18 protein-coding genes are annotated in these 15,230 nt (G+C 35.5%); 11 read left to right on the top strand and 7 right to left on the bottom strand.

Features of this window, described 5'->3' with window-relative positions; translation table 11 throughout:
* Positions 1 to 47 precede the first annotated feature (47 nt).
* Both ACWNCI_RS01360 and ACWNCI_RS01355 read right to left on the bottom strand, forming a co-directional pair.
* Positions 48 to 1,190 (bottom strand): helix-turn-helix domain-containing protein, encoded by a 1,143-nt coding sequence (locus ACWNCI_RS01360; protein ID WP_449386870.1) that lies wholly within the window; start codon positions 1,188 to 1,190, stop codon positions 48 to 50.
* Positions 1,191 to 1,552: 362 nt separating this feature from the next.
* Positions 1,553 to 2,374, bottom strand: coding sequence for an alpha/beta hydrolase (locus ACWNCI_RS01355; protein WP_449386869.1), 822 nt, complete (start codon positions 2,372 to 2,374; stop codon positions 1,553 to 1,555).
* 88 nt (positions 2,375 to 2,462) lie between these two features.
* Between ACWNCI_RS01355 and ACWNCI_RS01350 the strand changes: the two genes are divergently transcribed.
* Positions 2,463 to 2,837: a winged helix-turn-helix transcriptional regulator gene (locus ACWNCI_RS01350; protein WP_346985903.1), complete on the top strand. Its 375-nt coding sequence runs from the start codon at positions 2,463 to 2,465 to the stop codon at positions 2,835 to 2,837.
* A 121-nt stretch (positions 2,838 to 2,958) separates the two neighbouring features.
* Here ACWNCI_RS01350 and ACWNCI_RS01345 read toward each other — a convergent pair whose 3' ends face one another.
* The gene (locus ACWNCI_RS01345; RefSeq protein ID WP_449386868.1) at positions 2,959 to 3,414 is read right to left on the bottom strand and encodes a DinB family protein; all 456 of its coding nucleotides are present in this window, start codon (positions 3,412 to 3,414) and stop codon (positions 2,959 to 2,961) included.
* Between the two features lie 284 nt (positions 3,415 to 3,698).
* Here ACWNCI_RS01345 and ACWNCI_RS01340 point away from each other — a divergent pair, with 284 nt between their 5' ends.
* Entirely contained in the window at positions 3,699 to 4,463 is a 765-nt protein-coding gene (locus ACWNCI_RS01340; protein WP_449386867.1) for a DUF6597 domain-containing transcriptional factor, read from the top strand.
* Between the two features lie 24 nt (positions 4,464 to 4,487).
* Entirely contained in the window at positions 4,488 to 4,874 is a 387-nt protein-coding gene (locus ACWNCI_RS01335; RefSeq protein WP_449386866.1) for a VOC family protein, read from the top strand.
* Positions 4,875 to 4,937: 63 nt separating this feature from the next.
* Here ACWNCI_RS01335 and ACWNCI_RS01330 read toward each other — a convergent pair whose 3' ends face one another.
* The gene (locus ACWNCI_RS01330) at positions 4,938 to 5,717 is read right to left on the bottom strand and encodes a helix-turn-helix domain-containing protein (protein ID WP_449386865.1); all 780 of its coding nucleotides are present in this window, start codon (positions 5,715 to 5,717) and stop codon (positions 4,938 to 4,940) included.
* Between the two features lie 89 nt (positions 5,718 to 5,806).
* Between ACWNCI_RS01330 and ACWNCI_RS01325 the strand changes: the two genes are divergently transcribed.
* From ACWNCI_RS01325 to ACWNCI_RS01305, 5 genes are all read left to right on the top strand, one after another.
* Positions 5,807 to 6,070: a hypothetical protein gene (locus ACWNCI_RS01325; RefSeq protein WP_449386864.1), complete on the top strand. Its 264-nt coding sequence runs from the start codon at positions 5,807 to 5,809 to the stop codon at positions 6,068 to 6,070.
* Positions 6,057 to 7,391, top strand: coding sequence for a TolC family protein (locus tag ACWNCI_RS01320; RefSeq protein WP_449386863.1), 1,335 nt, complete (start codon positions 6,057 to 6,059; stop codon positions 7,389 to 7,391). Before ACWNCI_RS01325 ends, ACWNCI_RS01320 begins: the two co-directional genes overlap by 14 nt.
* A gap of 10 nt (positions 7,392 to 7,401) precedes the next feature.
* Complete coding sequence (locus tag ACWNCI_RS01315) at positions 7,402 to 8,448, top strand: HlyD family secretion protein (RefSeq protein ID WP_449386862.1); 1,047 nt, start codon at positions 7,402 to 7,404, stop codon at positions 8,446 to 8,448.
* Complete coding sequence (locus ACWNCI_RS01310) at positions 8,448 to 10,040, top strand: MFS transporter (RefSeq protein ID WP_449386861.1); 1,593 nt, start codon at positions 8,448 to 8,450, stop codon at positions 10,038 to 10,040. The genes ACWNCI_RS01315 and ACWNCI_RS01310 overlap by 1 nt, the downstream gene beginning before the upstream one ends.
* Positions 10,041 to 10,276: 236 nt before the next feature.
* The gene (locus ACWNCI_RS01305; RefSeq protein WP_449386860.1) at positions 10,277 to 10,900 is read left to right on the top strand and encodes a histidine phosphatase family protein; all 624 of its coding nucleotides are present in this window, start codon (positions 10,277 to 10,279) and stop codon (positions 10,898 to 10,900) included.
* Between the two features lie 15 nt (positions 10,901 to 10,915).
* Here ACWNCI_RS01305 and ACWNCI_RS01300 read toward each other — a convergent pair whose 3' ends face one another.
* Complete coding sequence (locus ACWNCI_RS01300; RefSeq protein WP_449386859.1) at positions 10,916 to 11,350, bottom strand: Lrp/AsnC family transcriptional regulator; 435 nt, start codon at positions 11,348 to 11,350, stop codon at positions 10,916 to 10,918.
* A gap of 111 nt (positions 11,351 to 11,461) precedes the next feature.
* Here ACWNCI_RS01300 and ACWNCI_RS01295 point away from each other — a divergent pair, with 111 nt between their 5' ends.
* Entirely contained in the window at positions 11,462 to 11,914 is a 453-nt protein-coding gene (locus ACWNCI_RS01295; RefSeq protein WP_449386858.1) for a carboxymuconolactone decarboxylase family protein, read from the top strand.
* On the top strand, positions 11,914 to 12,339 hold the full coding sequence (locus ACWNCI_RS01290; RefSeq protein WP_449386857.1) for a GNAT family N-acetyltransferase: 426 nt from the start codon (positions 11,914 to 11,916) through the stop codon (positions 12,337 to 12,339). The genes ACWNCI_RS01295 and ACWNCI_RS01290 overlap by 1 nt, the downstream gene beginning before the upstream one ends.
* A 66-nt stretch (positions 12,340 to 12,405) precedes the next feature.
* On the opposite strand, the gene ACWNCI_RS01285 is transcribed toward ACWNCI_RS01290, so the two are convergent.
* Both ACWNCI_RS01285 and ACWNCI_RS01280 read right to left on the bottom strand, forming a co-directional pair.
* Positions 12,406 to 12,804, bottom strand: coding sequence for a hypothetical protein (locus ACWNCI_RS01285; RefSeq protein ID WP_449386856.1), 399 nt, complete (start codon positions 12,802 to 12,804; stop codon positions 12,406 to 12,408).
* 3 nt (positions 12,805 to 12,807) lie between these two features.
* Positions 12,808 to 14,010 (bottom strand): FAD-dependent monooxygenase, encoded by a 1,203-nt coding sequence (locus tag ACWNCI_RS01280; protein WP_449386855.1) that lies wholly within the window; start codon positions 14,008 to 14,010, stop codon positions 12,808 to 12,810.
* A gap of 61 nt (positions 14,011 to 14,071) precedes the next feature.
* On the opposite strand from ACWNCI_RS01280, the gene ACWNCI_RS01275 reads away from it, so the two are divergent.
* Positions 14,072 to 15,025, top strand: coding sequence for a helix-turn-helix transcriptional regulator (locus ACWNCI_RS01275; RefSeq protein WP_449386854.1), 954 nt, complete (start codon positions 14,072 to 14,074; stop codon positions 15,023 to 15,025).
* The last annotated feature ends 205 nt before the right edge of the window (positions 15,026 to 15,230 follow it).

The following is a 15,230-nucleotide window of genomic DNA, read 5'->3' as shown; positions in this document are numbered from 1 at the left end:
TAACGACTGTACTGAAAGCAATTACGAACTTAAATTGAAATTGGTTCTTAATATTCTATATCGACCTTGTGACTTTTTAGGAATTCTCTGGGTGAAGAGTGCATGAACTTTTTAAAATTCCTGTTAAACGATGTTTTTGAATTAAATCCACTTTCCAATGCGAGTGATAAAATCGTATATTTCGCATTTTCGGGCAATAGTGCGATCCTTTTGAATTCTTCAATCCGCCGGCTATTAATAAAGTCGTAAAAGTTTTTATTTTCAATAAAATTGATGGTCTGCGAAAGTGTATTGGGGTGCACATCTAGAAGCTTTGCGACATAATTCAGATTTAATTCCGGATTTTTATAGAGCTTTTCTGCATCCATCAGAATAACCAATCTTGTATGGATATTCTGAATTGTCTCTTCGCCCGCAAAGTTTTTTTCATATTTTGAAATTGCCACAGGAAATGTGTCCATTGGATTTTCCGTAATTTCCGACGTTTCCGGAATTTGATAATCAAGAATTCTTACCCTGCTGATCCCAAAATACGCAGCCACTACGATGAAGACAGTGACCAACGAAAAGATCAGAAAATCATTTTTTAAAATAACAGCAAACCATATCAGTGCAATCCCTGCAATTAGGTAATAGACCCAGTTCAGGTTAATTTTCTCGGTATTGGAATATAATCCTGAGATCTTAGTTCTATATTTCCTAACTGCGTTAATACTCAGACCTACATAAACAATTCCTGACAATACGATCAAGACCTTTATATAGGTCCTCAACATTTTGTAAACACCTCCTCCCTGTTGATAGATATTGATTTTTTCTTCTGAGGACAACAGAAAAAAATTGATTAGCATCAAATAGATACTGAAAACCGGGATCATATGAAAAACCCAAATATGTCTTTTGGGGGCACTGCCGGTAAGGCATAGAACATACAAATAAAGCATGGGGCCGTGGATAAGGGGAAATGGTATTTCAATTCCCAGGAAGTAAGGAAATTTCAGATATGTTTCTGACCAAAGCAACATAAAGAAGATAAGATGTATTCCTATGACCATAAACCAAAATGCCAAAACATAGTCTGCCATTATCTTCTTGGCTTTTCCCAAAATAAGAAAAGATGAAAAAAAAGCGATAAAGATCCCTGCCAGATAAAATACCGGAGGTAATGATTGTAAAACAAGATGATGCATCAACTACGGCATTATAATATTAAATTCTAAAGATGCAACATTATCGATTTCATTTGTCTAAAGTTACGGTAAATTTTACTTCTTTTCATTTTTACAGCGCAAAAATACGAATCAGAGATATCTTTTTTATCCAAACTTCTTAATTCTTTTAAGATTCCGGTTTTTACTATAATAATCTGATAATCAAATAAGAAAAAGAAATCAAAGAAAAGCTAATTTATTTCCCGATACAAAACATAACTAAAAACTGAAAATCAGTAAGTTATATTTTCAAGATACAAATAAGGTACAATAGTATTCAAAAAAAAACAAAACAGGTATAAAGTAAGAGAAAATGTCTGAGAAAGCGGTCTGAATCGAACTCATTTAATATGTTGTTGAAAATACACAAAATGATGTGCAATGGATTTATTCCAATATTCCGTGTTATGGCTGCCCGGCTGGCTGATGAAGGTTACCGGGATTTTTAAACGGTCCGCTTGTGCTTTTAATACTACCGAATTGGAGTACAAAATATCTTCCGTTCCGCAGTCAAACAGGAATGGTTTCTTAAAATCGGGATTTTGTTTGAGAAGTGTTGATATGCTGTATGCGTTCCAATTTTCTGTTTTCGGGTTGCCTATATTTTTTGCCAGGTCTTCAGTCATTCTGTTTGTCTGCCAAAACAGTTGGCTTACTTTCTTAAAATTTGGGTAATTGATTTCTAAAGCTCCGCTTGTAGAACCCGCCGTATTAAAGTAGTCAGGGTATAAAATAAAATACCGCAACGCGCCATAACCGCCCATACTCAAACCGCTGATAAAAATATTTTTTTCATCAATATTAAAAGACTGATGCACTTTGGGAACTAACTCTCTGAAGAAAAAATCTTCGTATCGTGAGCCTTTGTTTACCGGACTGTTCATGTAAAAAGAAGTGAAACCATCCGGCGTTACAATGATAAAATTGTATTGGTCTGCCAACTTTTGCAAGTCTGTTGTCTGCGACCATTGTTTATAGTTTTCACTATATCCGTGGAGTAAATAAACCAAAGGAAATTTTTCATTTTCACTGTATGCTTTTGGCCTGAAAACTAAAACTGTATCGGGCTGTGCCAAATATTCGGATTGAAAAGTCCATTTTTCCTGTGCTTGTATAGAGTGTGTTGTGAATAGTCCAACCATCAGTAATATCGCCTTAAACATATTTTGTATTTTTGTTATGACAAAATTCCGTAAGCATTTTGTAATGTGCAATAACGAACAAAATTGTGAGTGGCAAAAAGAAATAGTTATGCGAAAAGAAAATTCCACCAATTCGATAAATGAACAATTTTTGTTTCAGGTTTGTGAATTAAATTCAGCGATTGCAATGATTAGCGGACGTTGGAAATCGCAAATTGTGTATTCTATTTCACAGGGAAATAATCGTTTTCACTTATTGAAAAGGGAATTGCCAAATATTTCGGAACAGGTTTTAGGCAGGCAACTCAAAGAGCTGGAAACGCACGCCATACTTGTTAAGCAAGAAATCCCTGAAACTGTTCCTGTTGGTGTTGAATATATTTTAACGAATAAAGGGTTGGATTTAGTTCCGATTTTGGGAAGTCTTTGCAATTGGGGCAAAACGTATGCAGACGGTAAAGAAATTTCGGTTTGCAAGATATAACAATCAGCCAAACAACACCACGCGTTGCCCTTGAATACCACAATCTTATAGCCGATATGTAGAGCCTTAAATTCACGCCCGAACAGGCTCTGTAAATTACAAAATCAGTATCTGCTTGGAGTTAAACAAATTTTTTGATACTCATCATATATCCCAAATGCAGGCCTTCGTGATAGTTATTACATTCAAAAGCATCATTGATTGACGCTAAATGGAATCCTGTTCCTGTCGTCCTTTCGTTGTAATTTATAAAAATACCTTTTAGAAAATCATCTATTGTGGGCTCAATGAGAGAAGTCAAGAGTGTTTTCAGTTCGTCAGCTTCTTTTTGAGGAACAAATGCATCCGGTTTGGTTCCCGATTGATATTTAGCTAACAAATCGTCAGAAATATATCCGGAGAGATCGGAACCTTTATAAATCAGTTTTTGTTGGGTAACAATGATATGTCCGATATTCCAAATAAGGTTATTGTTAAAACCGTCCGGAATTTTATTGAGCTGCTCTAAAGAATAGCGGTCATAAAAATCCGATAAAAGTTTTCGGCTTGTTTTCCACGCTTTAAATAATGCTTCCATATTTTAATGTTTAAGTTTATGAAGGATTTTTTTATTTTAAACAAATTTACTATTAACTACAAATATTAGAGACTTAGGTCATCAACAATTTCACCTACTTTCCATTCTGTGACAGCTAATTTTCCTTTAGCTTTTTTCTGACAAGTTTGTTGAGCATATACTGCCGCTGTGCATAATGTTCCGAAATGTTTCTATTAAAATCGACTCAACCAGGTATATGTCCTTAAAAAAATAACTAATTTTAAGCTAAGTTTCGATGTAAATGGTCATTATTAATAGTAAAAATGAATTCTTCCGAAAATCAATTAGAATATATTTCGCGTAAGCCCGATAATTCGTTAACCGATATTGTAGAGAGCATCTGGATGGTAAAAAATCATTCTGACGAGAAAAAAGAAGGCATCGTTGTTCCTGACGGAAAGATAGACTTATTCTTGTTAGAAGGGGAACATAAGAGGTTCGAAATTTTTATAGCCGGTATTTGTACAGCTCCAATTATAAAACCTCCATTTCCTAAATCAACCATGTTTGCCATCAGCTTTCACCCACTAGCGGCAGAGTACATTTTTAAAAATTCTTTCGCCAATTTAAAAAATAATAAACAAATACTTCCTGCAGACTATTGGGATTTTTCTCCAAATGATTTGAATGATTTTGAGCATTTTTATAACAAAGCCAGTAAAATTATCGCCTCCAAATGGGTCGATGAAATTGACGAGCGGAAACGCAAATTATTTGAATTAGTATATCAATCAAAAGGTGAAGAGAGTGTAAAAACATTAAGTGAGCAAGTGCTTTGGAGCAGCAGGCAAATGAACCGTTATTTCGATAAATGGTTTGGAATAACGCTGAAGTCCTATATTAATATCGTCCGGTTCTCAAATTCGCTGAAGCAGTTAAAAAACGGGGCTTTCTACCCGGAACTGAATTATGGAGACCAATCTCATTTTATCAGAGAGGTGAAAAAGTTTGCAGGAGTAAAACCAACTATCTTAAACAAAAACGAAAATGACCGATTTATCCAATTAAGTCTGATGCCTGAAAAGTAATTTTGTTTTCAAATCAACAAGAAAATGAATTTAAATCACATCAATTTGGTCGTTAAAGACGTAAATAGAGCTGTCCATTTATTTGAAAGCCATTTAGGTTTTAATTTAATCATAAACCGCAAAAGCAAAATGGCAGTATTGGAAAATGGCTATAATTTTGCCTTAGTTATTTGGGGACAGGAATTGAACCACAAGGAAAATACGCCTGAATATCCTGAGAATTTCCACATCGGATTTTATCAGAAGGATGAGCAAGCCGTTTGGGAAATCTATGAAAAGTTAAAAACAGAAGCTGACTTACAATTTGAGAGCGAACCAAAAAAAATCAGGGATACGTTTGGTTTCTATTTCTTTTTTGAAAAATTGATGATGGAAATAAGTGTTGATCCATTTATAGATAATATTGGATAATATAGCTTTACTATAAGCTATTTTAGCGTAAGATTATAGTTGTTTTAACTATAATCTTACTGCTTATTTTATTTTAAATTCCGTAGGTCTCATATTGGTCAGTTGCTGAAAATTATTGCTAAATGCAGCTATATTCGAATATCCTATTTCATAGGCTATCTCGGTCATGTTCAGATCTGTATCTTTTATCAATTCCATCGCCCGGATAATCCGCAGCATTTTTAAGTATTGAACAAAAGTAATGTGCAGTTTGGTTTGGAATAGTCTGGTCAAACTACGTACACTCATTCCCGATTGCTGAGCAATAATAGCTAAGCTTAGATCTTCATTTAACCGATTTCTAAAACTGTCGATGATGGCGTTGAGCCGTTGATCGTCCGTTGTAGGAAGTTGGATGGAGAATTTTTTGAGGTTTTCTCTTGATAATACGCCTTTAAGCATGGTCAAAAATTCAAATTCCCATGAACCTTTAAAATAATCACCCTGCCATTTCTCGCTAAATGAGAGCATCTCTGCCAGCAACTTACTCACGGGATAAATACCCAGTTCATCATAAAAACCTCTCACTTTTTTTTCTGGAAAGTAAATATTGATAATGTATAAATCCTGTGTGTTGAACATCAGATTGTGCGGATAGTTTTTTGGTATCCAGATATAATGATTGGACGGAATATAGAAATCCTTTTCGTCTGTCTGTAAGTAAGCAATCCCGCCATATACCAATAACAACTGAGCCTTATCGTGCTGATGAGCAGGCAACCGTTGTTCCGTCTGCTGTCGCATCACGAGGATGGAATCGGGATTTTTATCCACACTATTTATTAATTGGCTAAGAATTTCCATATGGCCAAATTTAGTAAATATTAGGCTAATTATATAAAAACAACGCTTTCTGTGATGGATAATTTTGCTGTGTTAATAATAGTAGAATCATGATGGAACATAAAATCATAGAACCCGATAAAGATTTTGAACTTGAAATACAAGCCAAAAAATCAGAACATCAATTTCCTCATCTTGATGAAGAAATTGACCAGGTCTACATCTACTGGCTGGTTTGCGCCTATTCTAGTCCTTTCATGCCAATGAGCGATTTAAGCTTTGCTTTTGATGGGTTGAAAAAGATATTAAACCAATGGTTAGAAAAGAGAAAGAAACCAATCATTTATAAAAACAAAACTAATGAGACAATATAAAACAGTTCCGATTTTGGGCATACTGTTGCTGTTATTTGCACCCTATATTTACGCTCAGCATACAGGAAAAGTCCAACCTTTAAGTTTGGAAGAAATATGGAAAGTTGCAGAAATGAATAATCGACAACTGAAACTATCTGACCTAAATCATCAGCAAAGTAAAATAGAAATATTGGAAGCAAAAGACCGTTTATTACCGGAACTTTCGGTAGGTGGAGACGTAAAACTCAACTCCAAATTTCTGATTTACGACAATGGATTATTCTCTTCTCCACAGGATGTGCCGGTAAAAGGTTACAGTTACGGAGTGGGCTACAACTTAAACTTTAATCTTTATAATGGTGGTAAAGACAAAAGGAACATCGCCATGAAAAAGGAAGAAGAAACACGAAAACAATATGAGGTGGATTTGCAAAAGCATAGTGTAAAATATAATGTCGCAGTTGCTTATTTTGATCTATATAAGTTTTTGCATTTCTATGATTTTCTTGATGCAGAGATTGAAGCAGAAAAAAAGCAATTGAGATCGATAGAAAGTCTGCATAAAAACGGCATCGTACTGAAGAGTGATGTATTAAGAACCTCTGTGAAATTATCTCAACTGGAACTTAATCTTTCTGACGTTACGAAGAAGATTGAAATCGCTAAACAAAGGCTCAATATTCTGATGGGGCGTGAAAATGATACTGAATTAGCAATACAGCACGAAGATGTAATTGAAATAAACGCCATTACAGATGGTGACTACAATGATTATGTAGACATTGCTTTCGACAAATCTCCGGAATACAAAATGGTCAATAGCGACATCAAATGGAGCGAACTGAATATAAAGCAGATTAAGGCGACACGATTACCAAGAGTTTCCTTGTACGCTAACTATAATTACAACTATCCACAGATCTCCTTTTATCCGTATTCAAATGACTTGTGGGGATTTGGTCAGGCAGGAATTAAAGTACAGTATTCTATTGATAATCTGTACAAAAGCAAACATACGGTCGCTCGTGCCCAGGTTGTCAGCAATATGGCTAAAGAAAAAGCAGAAATGAAAAAGGACGAAATCTCCCTTCAGGTAAAAGAAGCTTATTTACAGCAACAACAGGCTTTGGAGAGCGTGGAAACGGCTGAACAAAATATCATTAAAACCACCGAGACCGTTCGTGTCATCAGAAGTAGCTACTTAAACCAGGAATCACTGTTGACCGATCTTTTGGAAGCAGAAAATGCTTTACTGGAAGCAAAATTCAATCTGACAATAGCACAGACAAACGTAAAAGTAAGCCATATCAGACTATTGGCAATTGTAGGAATTCTTTAATACAACTATTATGAACAAAAATAAAACAGATAAAATTGTTGTAAGCCTAACTAAGTGGTTAGGAATTGCATTATTCGTAGGAATTATTATTTGGGGAATTACCTATTTCTTAAAGGGATATCGCTATGAGCAGACCAACGACGCTCAAATAGATGCCTACCTGTCTCCGATAAACGCAAAAGTTGGCGGCTATATTAAAAAAATATATTATAAAGACAATCAGCTGGTTAAAAAAGGGGATACACTTGTTGTCATTGAATTGGACGAGTATGGACTGAAAAAAGAGGCTGCATCAGCAGAACTCATGAGTTCACACGCCAAATTACCGATCTTGGCGGCGAACGAAGAAACGCAACTTAAAAGTATTGAGGTTATTAGAGCACAATTGGCAGGAGCTAAAGCAAGATTGAACCAGCAGCAAAAAGAATTTGACCGTTATAAAAATCTATTGGCAGATGAATCTACCACACAACAAAAATTTGACAATATCAGTGCTTCTTTATCCATTGCACAGTCAGATTATGACCAGGCTAAAGCTTCTTTACAAGTAGCAGAATCCAAATTGAATGATTTTAGAGCACAACATCATGCTATACAGGCGGAGATAAAAATCAAGGAAGCACTTCTCCAAAGACAGGAATTGGATATTCGATATACGGTTATCACTGCACCTTTTGATGGACAAATCGGTAAAAAGACCATTCAGGAAGGTCAACTGATACAACCCGGGCAAACATTGGCTTTTTTGGTGAACAAGGCCGAGGAAAAATGGGTAATGGCCAATTTTAAAGAAACACAAATCAGCAACTTTAAGATCGGGCAAGCTGTATCCATAGAAGTTGATGCTTTCCCGAATGAAAAATTCAATGGCACTATCGAATCACTGTCGCCCACCACAGGCTCACGTTATTCCTTACTTCCACCAGATAATGCTACAGGTAATTTTGTGAAGATCATCCAACGGATTCCTGTAAGAATTAAACTGACCGATACGCCTGAAAAGTTAGGAAAACTCTCTGCCGGAATGAATGCCAATGTTTATGTTTTAAAAGATTAATGATGCAAGCACTTAAAATACCTATTTTTAAATCCTGGGTATCTGAATGGTTGGTGAGATCTATCATATTTGCTATTCTGATGACCTGTCTGTTTAGCTTCGCTTTTTACAGCAGTCCGGTTGCAACGATGGGCTTTTACGGCATACAGCCTACCGATGTACAATATGGTATGGTCGTTATTTATGGTTCTACCGTAGCTTTCCTGGCACTTGATCTTCGGATCGTAAAATATTTTGCACCCAGGAAATATTTACTAGTTGCTCTTACCGTAAATGCAATATGTTCTGTAATATGTTTTCATTTCAAAGATTGGACATTGTTTGTTATTTGCCAGTTTTTTCAAGGGATTACCTGTGCATTGATTTCAGGCATCGTCTTACAACTGATTTTTCCAAGATTACAGTCTGTACGTGCCCGTGTGATTGCCTTTAGCCTACTGTATGGCAGCATACAGATTGCCGTTCCTTTTTATTCTATTTTTACCAGTGTGGTCATTCATTTCTTTGATTTCAACTGGCTATTCTACGGATTTATTATCATACTCTTCATTCTGACAATTACCGTATTGCTAACCATGAACAGTAAAGCCCGATTTACCAAAAAGATTCCACTTTATCAGGTGGATTGGATAGGTTATCTGTTTTATGTATCTTTTACCTTGACATTAGGATACATCCTTGTGTACGGGCGACAATTGGGATGGTTTGGTAGTTCATTAATTGCGACTCTTAGTGTCGTTAATCTAATTATTCTTTCACTTTTCATCATTAGACAATTAAAACTTAAACGGCCATTGATCAACTTACAGATTTTCAGGACAAGGAATTTTGTCATTGGGCTATTACTACTTTTTACATTTTATATTTTTAAAGGAAGTACAGGACTTGCTTACGGCTATCTTGAAATAATTTTAGGAAATGACCCACTGAGCACCATTCCTATATGGACGGCTGTAATTTTTGGAACTACACTGAGTATGTTCGTTACTTCCAGATTTGTCTTAATGGGTTACAACTTGATAAGGATGATTATTGTTGGCTTTGGAATAATGGCGATCTATTATGCTTATATGATACTATTTGTTTCTGTGCAGGGCGAAACAATTGATTTCATTCTACCGATGTTTGTTTATGGTGTAGCAACAGGAGTCTTATTTGTTCCGATTGTTTCATTTACCGCTTCATCAGCGCCTCCCAAAATTGCGATCAATGCATCACTGGTCGGTATATTAGCAAGGTTCACAGGTTTTACCGCCAGCTTAGCATTTAGCAACGAACTTCAATTATTTGCAAAATCAGGAGTTCGGGAAAAGATTCGTGAATCACTTACGGAAACCAACCCTCAATTGCAAGCTACTTTACTGGATATTCAAAATCAATATATGAACGCAGGAAGCGATATCTATACTTCAAAAGCAGTATCCACAGGCTATTTTAATCAAATGGTAGGTCATCAGATATTGGCTCGTGCTACCAGAGATTATTATGACTTGATGTTAACAGGTGTGATTTTCGTAATTGTTATTTTACTCTTCCTACCTCAAATTCAAAACGTTGTTTTGAGATTAAGAAAAGGCAATATACCTTATTGAAAATCAATTGATTGAATGTATTTAACGTTTCTTGAAGATCAATTTTATATTGAACCACCAGGTAAAATAGAAATAGCAATAACCAAATTAGACATTGATTATCTGATAACTTTTTTGAGCGTATCGACCAGAAAATCTTATCAGTAATGTTGTTACCGTTCTTAGATTAATCAGAAAATGACAAGTTGCTTATATTTGTGTATAATTTATAGCTTTTTAAAAACGACAATAGGTCAATGCTTTTAAATAAAAATGTAATCACGGTCCAACACCCTGAATCCATTCATCATACAAATGGTATGATCGGTTCATGGACTGACTGGGAACTCACTAAAAACGGAATTCTGCAGGCGGAAAACATCGCACGCAATGTCAGGAAAGAATTTCAGGGCATCAGGTTTGCAATATATTCATCACCTCTCAAAAGGGCAAGACAAACCGCTGAGATTCTTGGGAAAGAATTACATAGCACTCCCAACCTGACAGATGCTCTAAAAGAGAGAAGCCTTGGGAAGGCTATCGGAAAATCTGTTCGATGGCTGAAAGAAAATATTGAAAACGAAGAAAAAACAATCTACGACAAGTGCTTCAGCGACGCAGAGTCCAGATTTGATGTCTGGAACAGATTACTGCCTTTCTACAATGAAATCATGTCAAATGATAATGAAAATATCATCATTGTTTCTCACGGCGATAGCCTGAGCATCTTTAATATGATGTGGTTAGGCCTAGATCCGGAAATGCTCAATGATATTGACTTGTCTGGTGTCGGTGGTGGTGTTTCTTTCCTATACCGAAAGTCAAGTGGCAAGAAAATCATTAAAAGGTTGAGCGATACTTCTTATATACTACCTTTTTAATATTTTTCCGCGGCTTTAAATTTTCTGCCGGTTTATTTCTGAAAGCTGAATGGATGTCGTTGGGATTCCATACGGAATTAGCCTGTCTATGAGCTTTTCAAGATGAGAACTGTCCCGTAAGATACATTCGGTAATCAGACAATATTCACCCGTTACTCTTTTGCAGTTTACAACTTCAGGAAATTTTTCCAGATCAGCAATGAATTTTCTGAAATCATCATTTTTAAATTTCATACTGATCAGCACCTTCAGATCATAACCTAATTTCTGATAGTCTATTTCCACGCTGAACTGACGTATTATTCCATTATCCACCAAATTCATCACGCGCTCTTTGGTCGCAGATTGTGACAGCGAAATAATTCTTCCTATTTCGGCATAGCTAAGCCTGGAATTCTGGCTTAAGATCTTAAGAATCTTCTGGTCAAAGTCGTCTAAAGTTATTTTCATTTAAAAATTAAATATTAGCAGTTAAATCAGACAAAATTAATAAATAATTCCATTAATTCCGTTTCAACAAATCTTTTTAAATATTGAAATTTGTGAAGTAAATAAAAAAATATGACACGAATCAAATTTTCAAACAATGGAAATACTCCATTCGAAAAACTTATAGGACACAATACCGATCTTCTTAAAAAGTGGAATGATCTGGAGGAAACTTTATGGAGGGAAACCTTGCTGGACCAAGATTTGTTGGAGCAGGTCCGCAGAACAATGGCTTTTGGAAATGGTTGCGAATATTGTATGGTAAAAGGCGGAAAACCTGATTTTGACGAATCGCAGATGAAAATCTCTACAGCGGCTTCTTTTGCAGAATTATTTTGCTTAGACCACCGTTCTATCTCGGATGCACATTTTGACATGCTTCGGGAATATTTTTCGGATGAAGAAATTTCGGAATTATGTGTTTTTATTTCCTTCGTAAATGCGTCGCAAAAGCTCGGGAAAACACTGAACTTAACAGAGGACCTGCAAGCAGAAGCGGTTGTTAAATTAAAAGATATAGAATAATGCGAATTGAAGTTTTAAACAAAAGCAGTCTCACTGCAAATTTACAGGATCAGGTTTGTACGCTATTTAAGCAACTAAGCCCTAACAAAAAACAGGTGAAACTCGACGAGATTTTAATTGAGACCAACCCAGTGACATTGGTTGGATGTTTCATAGGGAATCGAATCGTGGGAATTGCCTCCATGGCAATCTACAAGGTGATTTCGGGAAACAAAGGCTGGATTGAAGATGTGATCGTTGATGAGAATTATCGTGGAATGGGAATTGGGTTGAAGCTTATAGAAAAATTGCTGTCTATCTCAAACGAGAAACAACTGAATGAAGTATTGCTCTTTACAGAAGAGCACCGAACTCCGGCAATAAGTTTATATGAAAAGCTGGGTTTCAGTAGAAAGGAAAGCAACATTTATATACTAAGAAATTAATATAATTATAAAAAAATGGCAATCGGAAACTGGTAGATGTGATTTTATTCTTTATTCGATACTTAGTTAAAATAGTGTTTTTGTTTTAGACATGGCAGAAGTTACTTTATATCCTAAAAATACGCAGGGTAAAACACCTGAAATCATTAATACCCAAAACCAGATAGGGTTCACAGCCGACAACCATAGCCAACCCACAACCAGCATTATTAAACTGCCAACTATCAGATTTTCTCTTGCTTTTCCTCCAATCTTTGTGGTAGTTAATCCTCCTAAAAAACAGCTGATCCACACACAGATAAGTTTGATGACAAATTGAGAAATATTGGTGGCGGCTAATTCCTGATTGGTAAATATTTCCAAAGATGATGCGAACAACATCCCTTGTATCTTAGCAAAAACAGAGCTCAATAGTCCTATCGTTCCGAATCCTACTATCACGGAAAGTATCTTCCTAAAATTCATTATTTAACTAATTTTAAAATTTAACTGGTCTTCTGTTAATACAATTGGATCAATCATTATTTTTTGCACATCGATATCAGATGCAGCTCTGAATGAATTGACAAACCGTTTTAATTTTTCTTCATTATCAGGGATAAATGATGCCGAATTATTTTTTGCATTTCCCTGAAATTTCTGAATCACAGGTCGCATGATCGTATCATAGTTAGCACAAGCCGTTTTTAAATCATTGGGATTTTCGTAAATAAAATGAGCCAGGGCCTTTGCTCCGTAAATAGATAACGATGCTCCCATTCCTGATAGTGCTGTAGGACAATAGCCCGCATCTCCCAATAAAACCACATTGCGGTTTACTAAAGTGGGTGAATTTATCATACCCATTTTATCAAGAAACATAAGGCCATTATTTACGAAACGATCTAACAAATGCTGTATATCTTCATTGTATCCGGTAAAAGATGTTCTGAGTATTTCATTGGCCTTATTTTGAATGGATGCTAAACCTCCTTTGTCGTGTATATAGCACTGAATGGCTATTTCATCGGAAGCAATGGGATAAATAGACAGCATCTTATTCACATCAATATATATATTGAATTTGCCGACCTCATAAGAATGATGCTCTTTCAATCGTCCGCCCATATAAAGCACATTAAAATCCTCCAGCGTACTTTCCGGAAAATAATTTTGTCTTGTTGTAGAGCGTAAGCCTTCTGAAACGATAAGCAGGTCGGCTTCCAACACGGCTCCGTTGTTGAGTAAGATTTTGACTTTGTTTTCATCATACGTTAGTTTTTCAACAGAAGATGAAAAAAGAATATTCACTTCATCCTTTAGGTCGTTGTATAAAACGTGATGCAGTCCGCCTCGTGTTATCAATACGGAACGTTCAATGTTCTCGTTCATTTTCTCATAGCTAAGACCTTGTATAATTGTATCGTTTGATTCCCTGAAATTTACAAATTCCGATGGTGATGATGCTTGCTGCAATTGTCCTGCTAATCCTAATTCGTCCATAATACGAACCCCAAAACTCTTGAGCGAAATAAGAAACCCAGATTTACTGAATGATGCAGCTCTTTCCAAAACAGTCACTTTATGACCTTGTTTGCTCAATAGTTTTGCAGCAGTTAATCCGGCGATGCCTCCTCCTGAAATCACAATATTTTTTTTCATTGTTTCTAAGATTTTAATTTTATACCGCAAATCTCTTTATATATTTACAGATAAAATAGTCCAAATTAAACAAATAATAGTCCAATAAATTATGTTTGATGAAAAACTTAAAATGAGGCGACTTGCTGAAAAACTCGGCCTCTCCCTATCTTCTATTGAAGAAGAAATAAAACTTTTGCATTTCAACCAATTGAACATTGTGGACTTGATGCCCGAGATGTTACTAATGGTTCGTTCCTTAATTGCCAGCCAGACTTTTGCTTATAAAAGAAAACCAATCGGGGCCATAGAAAAAGGATTGCTCATTTCGTTTCAAAATATTTTTATTACGGAAGAAAAGGGTAAAGCAATTGGTAAAAGAGCATTGAACAATCAGCCACATGTTCGCATTATGCCTTCGCATTTAGAGAGCGAAGTGCTATTTCCTGGAGATGTTCACGTACAGCAAATCACCGTATTAGTCGAACTGGAATACCTGAAACGTTTTATAGGCAATGATGCAAATAAATTGTCTTATCTTTTTGATGTAGAAAAAACCTTTTGGATAGAAGAATTTATGTCACCTGAAATGTCTGATTTGGTTGCTCAATTGGCTAATCTTTCAACAGAAAACATTTTATCGCAAGCCTTTTATCGATTAAAAGCACTTGAACTTATTTATTTGCTTTTCAGCAATTTATTAAAAAGAGAAAAAACGCAACATCACCATCTTAGCAATGCTGAAATTGATGCGGTTTATTTGGTTCGAAATACGATAGAAACAAATCTCGAAAAACCACTTACAAAAGATGAACTGGTAAAACTAAGTGGTATGAATGAGCTGAAACTAAGAAGGATATTTACACAAGTTTTTGGCAAAGGAATTTACGAATATTACAATCATCTGCGTATGCAAAAGGCGGCAAGACTGTTAAGGCAAGAAGACCTCTCAGTTTCAGAAGTCGGCTATCAATTAGGATTTAGCAATTTGAGTTATTTCGGAAGGTTATTCGAAAAACACTTTGGATTAAAACCAAAGAAGTGGAGTGATAAAAATAGAATCTAAAAACTTTTTATCGCATTTTAATATTTATTACTTCATGAAGAAGTTGAAAAACTCAGTGATTTATCGATACAGAACTTCAAGCTGTTTGATTATTAATTAGTTAATCAAAATGAGGAAGAAATAGGGACTAAAAGCATCATAACATCCCAAACCGACAAATTAGCTCTCTAATTCATCTAACTTACACAAAAAAAGGTAAATAAAA

Source organism: Chryseobacterium lineare, from assembly GCF_977014045.1.
The sequence above is the reverse complement of the archived record's forward strand: the minus strand, read 5'-3'. Positions and strand labels throughout refer to the sequence as shown.